Below are 12662 nucleotides of genomic sequence, written 5' to 3'. Positions count from 1 at the left end.
TCTCCGATGGACCGGGGCGTCATGTGATTGCCTCCGCCAAAACCTTTCGCATCACCGCGACGCCCTTCATGAAGTCGTCGATTTTCATGGCCTCAAATGGATTATGGGAGCCGTTTTCGTTGCGGACAAATATCATGGCGCTCGGAATCCCGGCATTGGCGAAGACGGCTGCATCGTGCCCGGCGCCGCTGGGGATCGTTTCATCGGGCAACCCGAGCTCCCGGGCCGCGGTGCGCAACCGATCGACCCAACCGGGATCCATGGTGGCGGGCGACGATTGCAAGCGACGGTCGAGTTTGAACTCGACCCCGCGGTCGTCGCCGATGCTGGCACATTCCGATATGAAAAGGTCGTAAAACGCCTCCAGCGTCTCCTGACTCTGGCTGCGCGCCTCGAAACTGAACTTGACGCTGCCGGGAATGCGCGCGATCGCGTGTTCCGTACTGTCGGTTCCCATGACCCCGGATGTGATGACGAGGTCGCGGCCGCGTTCCAGCAGCGTGCGCCAGTGCCGGTCGAGATGCGTGATCAGTTCGGCCACTGCGAACACAGCGTCGCGTCTCAGCCAGCGCGGCACCGCGCCGGAGTGGCCGGCCTCGCCAACGCATTCGACGGTTCGATGCCTCACATTGCCGCGAATGCCGGTGACAATGCCGATCGGCAGGTCGCGTGCCACGAGGACCGGGCCTTGTTCGATGTGCAGTTCGATCCAGGCGGCGATGCGACGGCTGTCCAGCAGCGGCTCTCCCCGCGCAATGCGGTCGATATCAGCTCCGACGTCACCCATGCAGTCGCTGAGCGGGCGGCCGGAAACGGCATGTGGCGAAGCGAGATCGTCAGGCGTCAGGCGGCCGAACAAGGCGCTCGATCCCATATAGGCCTTGCCGAACCAGGCGCTTTCCTCGCCGCGAAGGCCGAACAGCTTGAGCGTTCGTCGGGGGACGAAGTTATCCCGCTTCAGGCCGGCCAGGATTGCGAGCCCTGCGATCACGCCGGCGCCGCCATCGAAGTTGCCACCTTGCGGAACCGAATCGAGATGCGATCCGCAGGCCACGAACGGCAACTCCGCATCAGTCCCCCGAAGCGTCACCACGAGATTGGCACCGGCGTCGCGCTCGGTTTCAAGGCCAGCCTCCCTCGCGGCACTTTCGACAATGTCGAGCGCCAGCGATTCGCCGGCCCCGAAACTTTCGCGGGTGATGCCGATGCCGTCGCTGGTGGCGTCGCGCAGCGCCGTAAAGAGGCTCTCGCATAACGCCTGGTCACGCTCGATGTTCGTCTCGGGAACGAGGCTCCGCTGGTTTGCCGCTGTCATGGGGTCGGCGCTAGCCACGCCAGTTCGGGTTCATCGGTTTCTTCGTTCAGAACGGCGCCGATCAGGTCGGCCACGCGCGAAGTATCCCGCCGCTCGCAGAACCTGGCCAGCCCGTCGATGATCGTCGTCATTGCTGCCGGCTGGACGAAGGTTGCCGTCCCGACCTGGACCGCGGTGGCGCCGGCCAGCATATATTCGATCGCGTCCTCGGTCGTCGAAATGCCGCCGCATCCGATCACCGGGATATTCACGGTGCGGGCGCACTGGTAGACCTGTCGCAGCACGATCGGCTTGATGGCCGGACCGGACAGGCCACCCATGACATTGCCGAGGCATGGCTTGAACGTCGTGAGGTCGATGGCCATTGCCAGGATCGTGTTGGCGACCACGACGGCATCTGCGCCGGCGGCTTCCGCGGCGCGTGCAACGTCGGGCAGATCACCGGTGTTCGGTGTCAGCTTGACCCACAGCGGCAGTGGCGTCGCCGCGCGCAAATGGCGCACGACGGTCTCGGTGGAACTCGCCCGCATCGCGAAGGCTTTGCCGTCTTCCTCGATGTTGGGGCAGGAGATATTGGCCTCGATCGCGGCCACGCCGGCACGCGTCAGCTCGGTGGCGAGCTGCGCGAAGTCCTCGGCGGTCGGCGCCGAGATGCTGACGACCAGCGGCGGCTTGTAGGGCGCATAGTGCGGCAACGTTTCGTTGATGAAGTAGGGCACGCCCTTCGAGGGAATCCCGATGGAGTTGATTAGTCCGCCGGCGCGCTCGACGACGCGGGGCAGCGGGTTGCCGGTCCGGAGCTCGCGCGTGATCGTCTTGGTGACGAATGCGCCGAGCCGATTGAAGTCGATCGCCTGGATCAGGCTTTCGGCAAACGTACCGGAGGCAGGCATGACGGGATTGGCCAGCGTCAGGCTGCCAATACGCACCGAAAGATCGATCATGGAAGCGCCTCCATCATATCGAACACGGGTCCATCCCAGCAGACCCTGCGATGCACGATCTCGCCGCCGACATTGAAATCGCGCACACAGCAGAAACAAAGACCGATGCCGCAAGCCATCTGCTGCTCCATCGCCACCTGGCCCGGGATATTGAATTCGCGCGCCAGCCGCTGCTGCACGCGCAACAGGCGACTGGAGCCACAGGTGTAGAATGCATCGGAGCGTTTTTCAGCGATCAGGCCACGCAGGATGCGTTCGATGTTCGACGGGCCGCTGGTGCTGTCGCTGTCGGTGACAGCGATCACCTCGGCGCCGTGGCGCTTGAACAGGTCGACCGAGACCAGCAGTTCGGGACGGCGGGCGCTGAAGATCGCCGTCACCTTGGTGCCATTGGCCTTCGCGGCTTTGGCAAGCGGAGCGAGCGTCGCCAGCCCGGCACCCCGCCCGATCGCCACGATGTGTCGCAGCGACGGGTCGATGGTGAAGCCGATGCCCAGCGGCCCCATGATGTCGATGGGGTCGCCGGGGTGCAGCGTCGCCAGCCCGCGGGTTCCGGCGCCGGCGATCTTGTAGAGAAACTCGACCTCGCGACGGATCGGGTCGGCGCCGTACAGGCTCATCGGCCGCCGCAGGAAGGGCTGAGCGCCATCGGTGTGCGGGCACAGCAACTGGAAGAACTGTCCCGGGACGGCGCTTGCCGCGACCGGACTGCATCGCACGACGAGATGGCGATATTCGAGGTTGACGGCATCATTCGCGACCACCTCGGCAACTTCGCCGACCACGGTAGGGCTCCAGGGTGCGGCGCCGTGCACGGCGCCGCCAGATTCCACGGTCGTGGCTTCAACAGGGGGCTGGACTGTCATCAGGGCCTCGCGATGAAATCGGGCGGGGAACGCGCTCAGGTCAGTTCGGCGCCGCGCCGGTCGGGAATGAGCAGCCAGAACGCCAGCATGTCGGCGATGTAGAGCAGCGCCAGCAGGGCGATGGCGGTTTCGAATCCCCACGATGCCGCGACGGCGCTGACGACCACAGGTCCAAGGCCGCCAACAGCCCGGCCGATGTTGAACAGCACGTTCTGCGCCGTGGCGCGCGCCGTTGTCGGATACAATTCGCTCATCAGCGCGCCGTATCCGCCGAGCATGCCGTTGACGAACAATCCCATGACGGCGCCACCGAACAGCAGCGCGGTCGGGTCGGTGAGCTTGGAATAGACCACCACCATGATCGCTGCGCCAAGCATGTAGGTGATGAAGGCGGGCCGGCGGCCGATCCGATCGGCGGCGTGACCGAACAGGAAGATACCGACCGCCATGCCTGCGATGGTGACCGCTGTCCATGTGGCCGACTGCGCAAGACCGAAGCCAAAGCGCGAAGAGAGATAGTTCGGCAGCCAGATCATGACGCCGTAATAGCCAAAATTCTGCACCGAACAGAGAATGACCATGCCGATGCTGATCTTGGTGGTCTCGGCATCCTTGACGAGCAGATTGATCGGAAGGCTTGCGGTCGGCGCTTTGGCGGTCCGCTCGACGAAGACGTCCGGCTCATGCAGCGAATGCCGGATGAAGTAGGCGGCGATCGCCGGCAGGATTCCGATCGCAAACATGCCGCGCCAGCCGATGACCGGAAGCAGCAACGGCGTGACGATCGCTGCCGTAAGCACGCCAAGTTGCCAACCGAGTCCGACATAGGACGAGACCCGCGCACGTTTCGAGGCAGGCCACGCTTCGGCGACCAGCGCCATGCCTATACCGAACTCGCCACCGAGCCCGATGCCGGCAATCGTGCGATAGATCAGCAGGTCCCAATAACTCTGCGCAAGCGCGCACATGCCTGTGAACACGGCGAACAGCACGATCGTCCAGGTCAGCACCCGGACCCTGCCAATGCGGTCCGACAGCATTCCGAAGACGACGCCACCGATCACCGCACCGATCAGCGTCGCTGTGACGAGCGAGGCTCCCTGCGCGGGGCCAAATCCGAGGTCGGCGGATATGATCCGCAGCATGAAGCCGAGGATGAGAAGGTCGAAACCATCCATCGCATAACCGAGTGCCGATCCCAACAGCGCCTTGCGCGCCTCGGTCTCCTTGGCCGGCGAGAATTCATCTGAGGTGATGCTGCCTGCGACGTCTTGAAAGTGGCTCACGCGAATCTCCCGTCGAAAATGCGTTGCGGCTGCGACCGCTTGCTGCGGTCTCAGCCATGAATCTTCAAATTCGCACGGCGCACGTTGACGAGGCGATCTTCCGCCCGCCATGGAGCGCGCAGCGAAGCGCGGAACATGGGTTGGCACTATCGAGGCTCGATCGTCCCGATCCCGATATGACAGTTCACATCGCCGTCGTATAAAAATCAAGATTATTCTATAAACATGGACAGCTTAGAAATTAGGCCGGCGATCGGATCGCCGGACAAAGGGCCGTCCCGTCATTGGTTGAGACATGCGGGCTGCGCCCACAAGCGGCTAACGCCCTGTTGAATCGATGATTTCTTCGGCAAGCCCTGTCAAGTGTCTGACGCAGGTAGCGGCGAGATTCCGATCTCGAGGGCCGGGCAGGAGCTCCTCTGACGGACGAAGGCCCGGCTCAGATCTGAGGCTCTTTCAGGCATTTGCGCAGCAGCGCCGCTCCGCTGACGCCCTTCGCGGCCCGCTCCCACATTTGACCGGCGAGCCGCTGGTAGAGATCGACGGCCTCGGGCGCTGCGGTCACGGTAGCGACACCCAACCGCACATTCGGCAGTTCGCCCAACCGAAACGGACTGACCGCGACCAAAACGGTGCCGTCCCGCGACCGGCAGATCTCGAAAGTCTGATTGGGAAGGGTGTCGTCGACAATCCCGATCTGGATGCCGACCGGCTCGTTCTCCATAATGTTGGCGATCCGCTCGACCTCTCGCCGCGCAGCCAGCCGTCGTTTGTCCCGCTCCGCCTTTGGCAGGTCGTAGGTCCCGATCAGGCCGGTTCGCAGCAGGCGCCGCACCTGGGTGGCGCCGACAATGCCGGCGAAACTCGGTCCGCCCTTGGATATGGTCGCCCGGCGCTCGCTCAAAATTCCGATCAGGCTCTCTATTTCAGCCTGGGCGCGGCGTCGGTTGGGCAGCTTTTCCGGAAGCCCTTCAAGCAGCATGTTTCGCAGGATCTGCGGATATTCGTCGGAGGTCAGCAGGAAGGTGACGGGCTCGTAATAGACGAGAACGCGCTCGGAGCTCGCTTCGATTTGCCGGAGCCGTTCGAAATAGGCCGTGGCGCTTGAAAAATACTCGGTGCCGACGCCGAGAAGGGAAGGTAGCGACGTCTTCAAAAAATCAGCTATCCGCTCCAGGATCTCGAGCTTTACCGGTCCCTCGCCCTTCTCATAATTGTAGAGCGCTGCGCGCGAGATATCGAGTTGCTCGGCCAATTGCTCGGGAGTTAGCCCGAGGCCCATGCGGTGCGCGCGCAGGCGTTGTCCGACCTGGAGATAATCAATTGCCATAATGATCCATATATCGTTCCCGCATAAAAATGAATATCGATTGCCGGCGATCCGTGACCGGCCGTTTTCTGACTGCCAACCTAACGGCCCGCGGAGGTCATGCGCAAGGTTAGCCTCCGCGCGCCAGGCACGGCTTCTGCCTCGTTGAGCAACGGCGGACGAGTCGCTTCGCGCGCAACCAGAAAATCTATCTTCATGGTGCGACAAAGTAGCCCGACGGGCAAATCACCAAAAACCTGTCCAGCCCTTCGGATAAAAATATTTCCGTTGAGCCGTCGGGCAAATCAGGAGTTTAACTCCGCCTGTCTCCCGCGATGAGAGGGGCGCTCGCGATCGTCACGAACGTGCGGTGAGATGCGGTGGACGCGAGGCTGCGACTGACGAGCGCGGCACTCGCGTACGGCGAAATCGTTTGGGTCCGACGCCCCGGTGCTGGCGTCAAGTTGGCAGAGGCGAAAGCTGACGTTGATGGTGGTGGCAAGAAAGCCGGTCACCAGGACGAAATCGTATAAGCCGTAAAGCCATTGCGTGGGGGAGGCCGGATGTTCTCCGCTGAACCTGTATGCTCATGTGCAACATTACTACTACGCATCGTACATGAGACCGCGGGTGCAGCGCGCATCCGGTCTTCCCCACGCCCTCTTCACTTCAAGAGGGCCAACGAAATGCAAAACTCCGGGCGCACCACGCCGCGAGAATGCGAAGGTGTATCTATCGTCCGTCATTGCGAGCGAAGCGAAGCAATCCATCGCGCCGCGGAAAGAAAGAATGGATTGCTTCGTCGCGGAGCCTGTCATCGGGCGCGCATTCGCGCGACCCGTTGGCTCCTCGCAATGACGTGGAGAGAGGTAGTAGGCGCCCCAAATTCCTCCCCTGACCACGAGATAAACATCCACCGTTCTGCTATCGCGAATCCAGCGTAAGCCAACCTCTACTGGACGCCGCGGCGGAACCCGGGCACAGCGCCCTGCATATGCGGTGGCCGATCGCAGCAGACGTTTGCTGTATGGACAGAATGTCGCATTTTGCGATGCAGCAAAAACGAAACATCAGCCCCTGCTAAAGGGGCAATGGCAATCCGGTCCGCTTCTCTGTATTGGTGCGGCCGGCATACAAAGTTCGGGGCCGGGTACTACCCCTGTCCCGCAAAAATAGCGCGGGAGGTTACATGCGTGGATTGATTTTGGTCGCGGCATCGGTCGCGGCTTTGGCTCTGGCCGGTCCGGCCGCCGCGCAGGCGCCGATCGTCATCAAGTTCAGCCACGTGGTGGCTTCCGACACACCGAAGGGCAAGGCGGCCGACAAGTTCAAGGAACTGGCCGAGAAATACACTGCCGGCAAGGTCAAGGTCGAAGTCTACCCGAACTCGACACTCTACAAGGACAAGGAAGAGCTGGAAGCGCTGCAGCTCGGCGCGGTGCAGATGCTGGCGCCGTCGAACTCGAAATTCGGCCCGATCGGGGTCAAGGAATTCGAGGTGTTCGATCTGCCCTACATCCTTCCCGACCTGACCACGCTGCGCAAGGTCACCGACGGCCCGCTCGGCGCCCGGCTGCTCAAGCTGCTCGATTCCAAGGGCATGACCGGCCTCGCTTACTGGGACAACGGCTTCAAGGAAATGAGCGCCAACAAGAAGCTCGTCGCCCCCGCCGACTACAAGGGTGTCAAGTTCCGCATCCAGTCGTCGAAGGTGCTGGAGGCGCAGTTCCGCGCGCTCGGTTCAATCCCGCAGGTGATGGCGTTCGGCGAAGTCTATCAGGCGCTGCAGACCGGCGTGGTCGACGGCCAGGAGAACACCTGGTCCAACATCTACACCCAGAAAATGCACGAGGTGCAGAAGTTCGCCACCGTCACCAACCACGGCTACATCGGCTACGTCGTGGTCGTGAACAAGAAGTTCTGGGACGGCCTGCCGGCCGACATCCGCGCCGAGCTCGACAAGGCGATGAAGGAAGCCACCGCTTTCGGCAACAGCCAGTCGGCGAAGGAAAACGAGGACGCGCTCGAGCTGATCAAAAAGAGCGGCAAGACCGAGATCGTCACGCTGACGCCGGAGCAGGACGCCGCGATGCGCAAGGCGGTGGAGCCGGTCTACAAGGATGTCGCGACCCGCGTCGGCCAGCCGCTGATCGACGAGTTCCTGAAAGAGACCGGGCAGGCGAGCCACTAAACGCGACGACTGGTGATACTCCCTCTCCCGCTTGCGGGGGAGGCACAGGCGGCCTATGGCCGCCGTTCTTGATGTGATAACGCCGATGCGGAGCATCGGCTATGGGTGGGGGTGCCGCAGCGAGTCATGCGGCCGAGAATGAATGATTTTCCGTCATGGCCGGGCTTGTCCCGGCCATCCACGTCCTCCTTGCAGCAACGCAAGGCGTGGATGCCCGGGACAAGCCCGGGCATGACGGTTGGATGGCTGGGGAAACATAGAAGATGCTTCGTATCCTTGATCGGCTCGAGGAAATCCTGATCAGCACGCTGATGGGCGCCGCGACCGTGCTGATCTTCGTTGCCGTCGTGCACCGCTTTGGTACCGGCATTCCGTTTCTCTATCCGTACCTGATCCAGATCCACATCGCCTGGACCCAGGAGCTGTGCATCTACATGTTCATCTGGATGGCCAAGTTCGGCGCCGCCTACGGCGTGCGCACCGGCATCCATGTCGGCGTCGACGTGCTGATCAACCGGCTCAATGATCGCTGGCGCAAGGTCACCATCCTGTTCGGCCTGATGGGCGGCGCGCTGTTCACGGCGATCGTCGGCACCATGGGCGCCAAATTCGTCATCGAATTGATGTCGACCGACCAGACATCGCCCGACCTCGAGATACCGAGCTGGATCGTGTACGCCTGCATTCCGCTGGGTTCGTATCTGATGTGCTTCCGCTTCCTTCAGGTGGTGTGGACCTACTGGCGGACCGATCAACTGCCGCATCATGACGCCACCCATGTTGATGGCGTCGAAACCAGCAAGACCGCGCCGATCGCGCTTGGAGAAGCGTGATGAGCGCCGCCATTATCTTCGGACTGCTGTTTGCGCTGATGCTGACGGGCATGCCGATCTCGATTTCGCTCGGCCTCACCGTGCTGACCTTCCTGTTCACGATGACGCAGGTGCCGATCGAAAGCGTCGGCCTGAAATTGTTCTCAGGGCTGGACAACTTCGGCATCATGGCGATCCCGTTCTTCATCCTGGCCGGTACCTTCCTGACCCGCGGCGGGGTGGCGCGACGGATGATCGCGTTCACGACCTCGCTGGTCGGGCATCTGCCGGGCGGGCTCGGTCTTGCCGGCGTCGCGGCCTGCGCGATGTTCGCTGCGATCTCGGGGTCGAGCGTGGCGACGGTGGTCGCGATCGGCTCGATCATGATGCCGGCCATGGTGCAGTACGGCTACCCGCGCCGGTTCGGCGTCGGCGTGATCGCGACCTCGGGCGCGCTTGGCATCCTGGTGCCGCCCTCGATCATCCTGGTGCTGTACGGAGTCTCCACCAACACCTCGATCGGCGCGCTGTTCATGGCCGGCATCGTGCCCGGCATCATTCTCGCGCTGATGCTCGCCGCCGTGACCTTCGTTGTCGCGCTGCGCAACGGCTATCCGAAGATGCCGAAGGCCACGCTCGGCCAGCAATGGACTGCGTTCCGCGAAAGCCTCTGGGGCCTGCTGCTGATCGGCATCGTGCTCGGCGGCATCTATGGCGGCATCTTCACGCCGACGGAAGCCGCGGCTGTAGCGGCGGTGTATGCCTTCTTCATCACGGTGTTCGTCTACAAGGAGCTGAAGCTCACGGAAGTGCCGAGGGTGCTGCTGCAGGCCGCGAGCATGAGCTCGATGCTGCTCTACATCATCACCAACGCGGTGCTGTTCTCGTTCCTGATGACATCGGAGCAGATCCCGCAGGAGATGGCGGCCTGGATCATCGACAAGAATTTCTCGATCTGGATGTTCCTGCTGGTCGTCAACATCATCCTGCTGCTGGCGGGCAACGTGATGGATCCGTCGTCGATCCTGCTGATCATGGCGCCGATCCTGTTTCCGCTGGCGACCAAGCTCGGCATCCACCCGGTTCATCTCGGCGTCCTGATGATCGTCAACACCGAGGTCGGTCTGTGCCATCCCCCGGTCGGACTCAATCTCTACATCGCCAGCAGTATCGCCAAAATGGGGATCAGCGAGATCACCATCGCGGTGCTGCCGTGGCTGTGCGCGATGCTGGTCTTCCTCGGGTTGATCACCTATGTGCCGGAAATATCGCTGTGGCTGCCGCGGTTGCTCGGGATGATTTAGATTTTGCCGCAGTTGGCGCAGCGTGCTGCGGTGCATCAGGCGGCGTCACATTACATCTTGGTAAGAGGGGGCACTCTTTCCAATCGGTAAGTTGAACCGCGTTCGATGTGGGCCCATCTTCAGGCAACCTTTACAGGAGGTTCGCATGAGAAAGTTCACCATCGCCGCCGTCGCCGTGCTCGCTATTGCCGGCTCGACCGCCGTCTACGCCCAGCACCGTCATTGGTCCTACGGACACATGCGGATGAACCCGGAGGATCGTGCGGCGTTTGCGGACGCGCGGATTGCCGCGGTTCACGCCGGCCTCCGGCTGACGCCGGATCAGGAAAAGCTGTGGCCGCCGGTGGAAGCTGCGGTGAAGGATTTCGTCAAACTGCGGATCGATCGCGCCAATGCGCGGATGAACGCGGAGAAGGATGACTCGAGCCCGCAGAAGCCGGACGATCCGGTCGCCCGCTTGCGCGAGCGCGCCGACAACATGGCAACCTCGGCAGCCGCCATGAAGAAAATCGCCGACGCCGCCGACCCGCTCTACAAGACGCTCGATGACGGCCAGAAGCGCCGCCTGGCCCTGCTGACCCATATGGACCACCGTTTCGGCGGTGGGGAAGGCTGGCGCCATCATGACGGGATGGGACCGGGCCGCGGCTTCGACCGTGACCGCGACGACGGCGGCCGGGGTCGCGATTTTGACCGGAATCGCTACGACCGCGACGGCGGCCCGGATCGGGGCGGCTCCGAACGGCTTTAAGGACCCCTTTCGGCGGGTCGATCCCGGTAACGGCGGAAGCCGCTGAAATCCAGCGGCTTTTTGCCGTTCCGGGGGCCCGCCAAAGGCCGGGAAAACTCGTTCCGGCTTGCTGGACATCGCGGAGTCGCTTTGCTAAACGACGCCCTCTTGCAGGGCTTCTCCGGACCAAGATCCGGGCGCATAGCTCAGTTGGTAGAGCAGATGACTCTTAATCATCGGGTCCCAGGTTCGAGCCCTGGTGCGCCCACCAAGCCTTTCAAGAACTTTTCTCTCTGAGAAACACCAGCCGCAGCTTTGCGCCGGGCCGCCGTCCGATGCTTCAAATCCGGCTGCAGCCGCAAACGACTGCGCCCCCGCGAGAGCGAACGCCGGCCGATGCTTTCGCCGGATGCGGGTGAGTCAGTATTTCTACGGTAAGCCATTCTTCTACCTCGATCTTTCAAGTTGTTCTTCGCGGCACGAAGCTTGCTTCGTTGATTCGGCCGGAACAACTTGAGGAGCCAGGGGATGAGATGGATCGTCCTTTGCCTGGGTATTTTCGGTTACCTGGGCGCAGGTGCGAGTACGAGTGCGCGCGATTTGGGACAGTGGGATGCCGTCGATCCCTCGCTCAAGCAATGGTATCAGGCCCTGATGCAGCCCGACGTTCCCAACGCGTCATGCTGCGGCGAAGCCGATGCCTATTGGGCGGATGAAATCCATGTCAGGGACGGCAAGACCTACGCGATCGTGACCGACGACCGGCCGGATGAGCCGCGTGGCCGGCCCCACATCGAGATCGGAACGGAAATTGAAATTCCCGACAACAAGCTCAAATGGGACAAATCGAATCCCACCGGGCACGGCATCGTATTCCTGAGCCGCACCCGGTACGTGTTCTGCTACGTTCAGCCCGGCGGCGTCTGACGTCACGTCGCGACCGCCGTTGCTGATCATCCGGTAGGGATATGCGCGCAGCTGGTTGGCCGCGGCCGCGTGCCTCGCTTGTCGACCGGGACGTTGCAGTTGTCGATCCGTTGCTCGTCCATCCATTTTCTGCCGAGCCGCTCCTTGCCGGTCAGCGATGGCGACGTGCTGGTCGGCGCGACCTGATCCGGACGCGCGTTTTGCGCCGGTGTGGCTGACGTCAACCCGACGACAAGGAACGCGCCAAGTATTGCTCCGTACAAAGCTCGCATGACGGCCTCGCAAACCAGCATTTGGAACACGGCTCCAGCAGCGGTGCGATTAAACGACATCGGCATTTGCGCGGCCACCCGAAACCCGAAATCAGGGTGGCGTGTCCTTGGGCGGAAGCACCGGCGGCGGCAGCGCCGAAAATTCGATGTTGCCGGATTCACCGGTCAGGAACGACAGATCGAGCAGTCCGCCGCCGGTCGGATCGCCGCCCGGCGCCGCGGCGGGGCGAAGCTTGGTGACGTCGGATGGGCCTTCGGGCGCGGCCTGTCCGGTGCCGGTACCGTAATCGGCCGCGCGACCGCCTTGCGGACGGCCTTTCATGATTTCATCGCGCGCGGCTTCCACTTTTGCGGCAAGCGTCGGCGACCAGGGCAGCCGATAGGCGCGTGGCTGACCGCTCGGAATATTGGCAGCGTCGAGTTCCTCGACCCAGACATGCACCGCGCCGGGATCGCGATCGAGCGGGTTCGGATCTACCACCCGTGCCCACAGCAGTTGGAACTGCGGCGGCAACGGTGCGGCCGCGGACCATCCGGGCAGGCCTTCGACGCGGAAGAACGCGATGCAGTAGAACATGCTGGTGATGACAACGGCGGCAGCCTTGAGCGGCCAGGGTGCGCGAACGCGCAAGGCGACCACAAGCAGCAGCGCCGCCAGCAGGACATAGGCGACCGACAGACCGACGATTTGCGACTGCAGTCCCAT

11 protein-coding genes and 1 tRNA gene are annotated in these 12662 nt (G+C 62.7%); 6 read left to right on the top strand and 6 right to left on the bottom strand.

Going from position 1 to position 12662, the window contains the following annotated elements:
- Positions 1–19: 19 nt before the first annotated feature.
- The 5 genes from BLS26_RS09035 to BLS26_RS09015 all read right to left on the bottom strand — a co-directional run bounded on the left by BLS26_RS09035 (position 20) and on the right by BLS26_RS09015 (position 5948).
- On the bottom strand, positions 20–1315 hold the full coding sequence (locus tag BLS26_RS09035; protein WP_092510292.1) for a Zn-dependent hydrolase: 1296 nt from the start codon (positions 1313–1315) through the stop codon (positions 20–22).
- Positions 1312–2259: a dihydroorotate dehydrogenase gene (locus tag BLS26_RS09030; RefSeq protein ID WP_092510290.1), complete on the bottom strand. Its 948-nt coding sequence runs from the start codon at positions 2257–2259 to the stop codon at positions 1312–1314. The genes BLS26_RS09035 and BLS26_RS09030 overlap by 4 nt, the downstream gene beginning before the upstream one ends.
- Positions 2256–3125 carry a dihydroorotate dehydrogenase electron transfer subunit gene (locus BLS26_RS09025; RefSeq protein ID WP_092510288.1) on the bottom strand — a complete coding sequence of 290 codons (870 nt, stop codon included), beginning with the start codon at positions 3123–3125 and terminating at the stop codon, positions 2256–2258. The genes BLS26_RS09030 and BLS26_RS09025 overlap by 4 nt, the downstream gene beginning before the upstream one ends.
- A gap of 35 nt (positions 3126–3160) precedes the next feature.
- Positions 3161–4411, bottom strand: a complete 1251-nt coding sequence (locus BLS26_RS09020; RefSeq protein WP_244541889.1) for an MFS transporter — start codon at positions 4409–4411, stop codon at positions 3161–3163.
- 439 nt (positions 4412–4850) lie between these two features.
- The gene (locus BLS26_RS09015; protein ID WP_157676388.1) at positions 4851–5948 is read right to left on the bottom strand and encodes a helix-turn-helix domain-containing protein; all 1098 of its coding nucleotides are present in this window, start codon (positions 5946–5948) and stop codon (positions 4851–4853) included.
- Between the two features lie 961 nt (positions 5949–6909).
- Between BLS26_RS09015 and BLS26_RS09010 the strand changes: the two genes are divergently transcribed.
- The 6 genes from BLS26_RS09010 to BLS26_RS08985 all read left to right on the top strand — a co-directional run bounded on the left by BLS26_RS09010 (position 6910) and on the right by BLS26_RS08985 (position 11684).
- Positions 6910–7911: a TRAP transporter substrate-binding protein gene (locus tag BLS26_RS09010; protein WP_092510284.1), complete on the top strand. Its 1002-nt coding sequence runs from the start codon at positions 6910–6912 to the stop codon at positions 7909–7911.
- A 263-nt stretch (positions 7912–8174) separates the two neighbouring features.
- A complete protein-coding gene (locus tag BLS26_RS09005; protein ID WP_092510282.1) occupies positions 8175–8744 on the top strand; it encodes a TRAP transporter small permease in 570 nt (189 codons plus the stop codon).
- Positions 8744–10027 carry a TRAP transporter large permease gene (locus BLS26_RS09000; protein WP_092510281.1) on the top strand — a complete coding sequence of 428 codons (1284 nt, stop codon included), beginning with the start codon at positions 8744–8746 and terminating at the stop codon, positions 10025–10027. Before BLS26_RS09005 ends, BLS26_RS09000 begins: the two co-directional genes overlap by 1 nt.
- A gap of 145 nt (positions 10028–10172) precedes the next feature.
- Positions 10173–10778 carry a Spy/CpxP family protein refolding chaperone gene (locus tag BLS26_RS08995; RefSeq protein ID WP_092510279.1) on the top strand — a complete coding sequence of 202 codons (606 nt, stop codon included), beginning with the start codon at positions 10173–10175 and terminating at the stop codon, positions 10776–10778.
- Between the two features lie 174 nt (positions 10779–10952).
- A tRNA-Lys gene (locus BLS26_RS08990) sits at positions 10953–11028 on the top strand.
- A gap of 257 nt (positions 11029–11285) precedes the next feature.
- The gene (locus BLS26_RS08985; protein ID WP_092510278.1) at positions 11286–11684 is read left to right on the top strand and encodes a hypothetical protein; all 399 of its coding nucleotides are present in this window, start codon (positions 11286–11288) and stop codon (positions 11682–11684) included.
- Positions 11685–12047: 363 nt separating this feature from the next.
- On the opposite strand, the gene BLS26_RS08975 is transcribed toward BLS26_RS08985, so the two are convergent.
- Entirely contained in the window at positions 12048–12662 is a 615-nt protein-coding gene (locus tag BLS26_RS08975; RefSeq protein WP_092510274.1) for a hypothetical protein, read from the bottom strand.

Origin of the sequence: Afipia sp. GAS231, from assembly GCF_900103365.1 — a bacterium.
Classification (GTDB): Bacteria; Pseudomonadota; Alphaproteobacteria; order Rhizobiales; family Xanthobacteraceae; genus Bradyrhizobium.
Note: the sequence above shows the minus strand (reverse complement) of the source record. Positions and strands in the feature narration are given on the sequence as shown.

Excerpts from the sequence above, each read along its gene's own strand:
- BLS26_RS09035 (WP_092510292.1), bottom strand. The coding sequence starts at position 1,315 with ATGACAGCGGCAAACCAGCGGAGCCTCGTTCCCGAGACGAACATCGAG.
- BLS26_RS09030 (WP_092510290.1), bottom strand. The coding sequence starts at position 2,259 with ATGATCGATCTTTCGGTGCGTATTGGCAGCCTGACGCTGGCCAATCCC.
- BLS26_RS09025 (WP_092510288.1), bottom strand. The coding sequence starts at position 3,125 with ATGACAGTCCAGCCCCCTGTTGAAGCCACGACCGTGGAATCTGGCGGC.
- BLS26_RS09010 (WP_092510284.1), top strand. The coding sequence starts at position 6,910 with ATGCGTGGATTGATTTTGGTCGCGGCATCGGTCGCGGCTTTGGCTCTG.
- BLS26_RS09005 (WP_092510282.1), top strand. The coding sequence starts at position 8,175 with ATGCTTCGTATCCTTGATCGGCTCGAGGAAATCCTGATCAGCACGCTG.
- BLS26_RS09000 (WP_092510281.1), top strand. The coding sequence starts at position 8,744 with ATGAGCGCCGCCATTATCTTCGGACTGCTGTTTGCGCTGATGCTGACG.
- BLS26_RS08995 (WP_092510279.1), top strand. The coding sequence starts at position 10,173 with ATGAGAAAGTTCACCATCGCCGCCGTCGCCGTGCTCGCTATTGCCGGC.
- BLS26_RS08985 (WP_092510278.1), top strand. The coding sequence starts at position 11,286 with ATGAGATGGATCGTCCTTTGCCTGGGTATTTTCGGTTACCTGGGCGCA.
- BLS26_RS08975 (WP_092510274.1), bottom strand. The coding sequence starts at position 12,662 with ATGGGACTGCAGTCGCAAATCGTCGGTCTGTCGGTCGCCTATGTCCTG.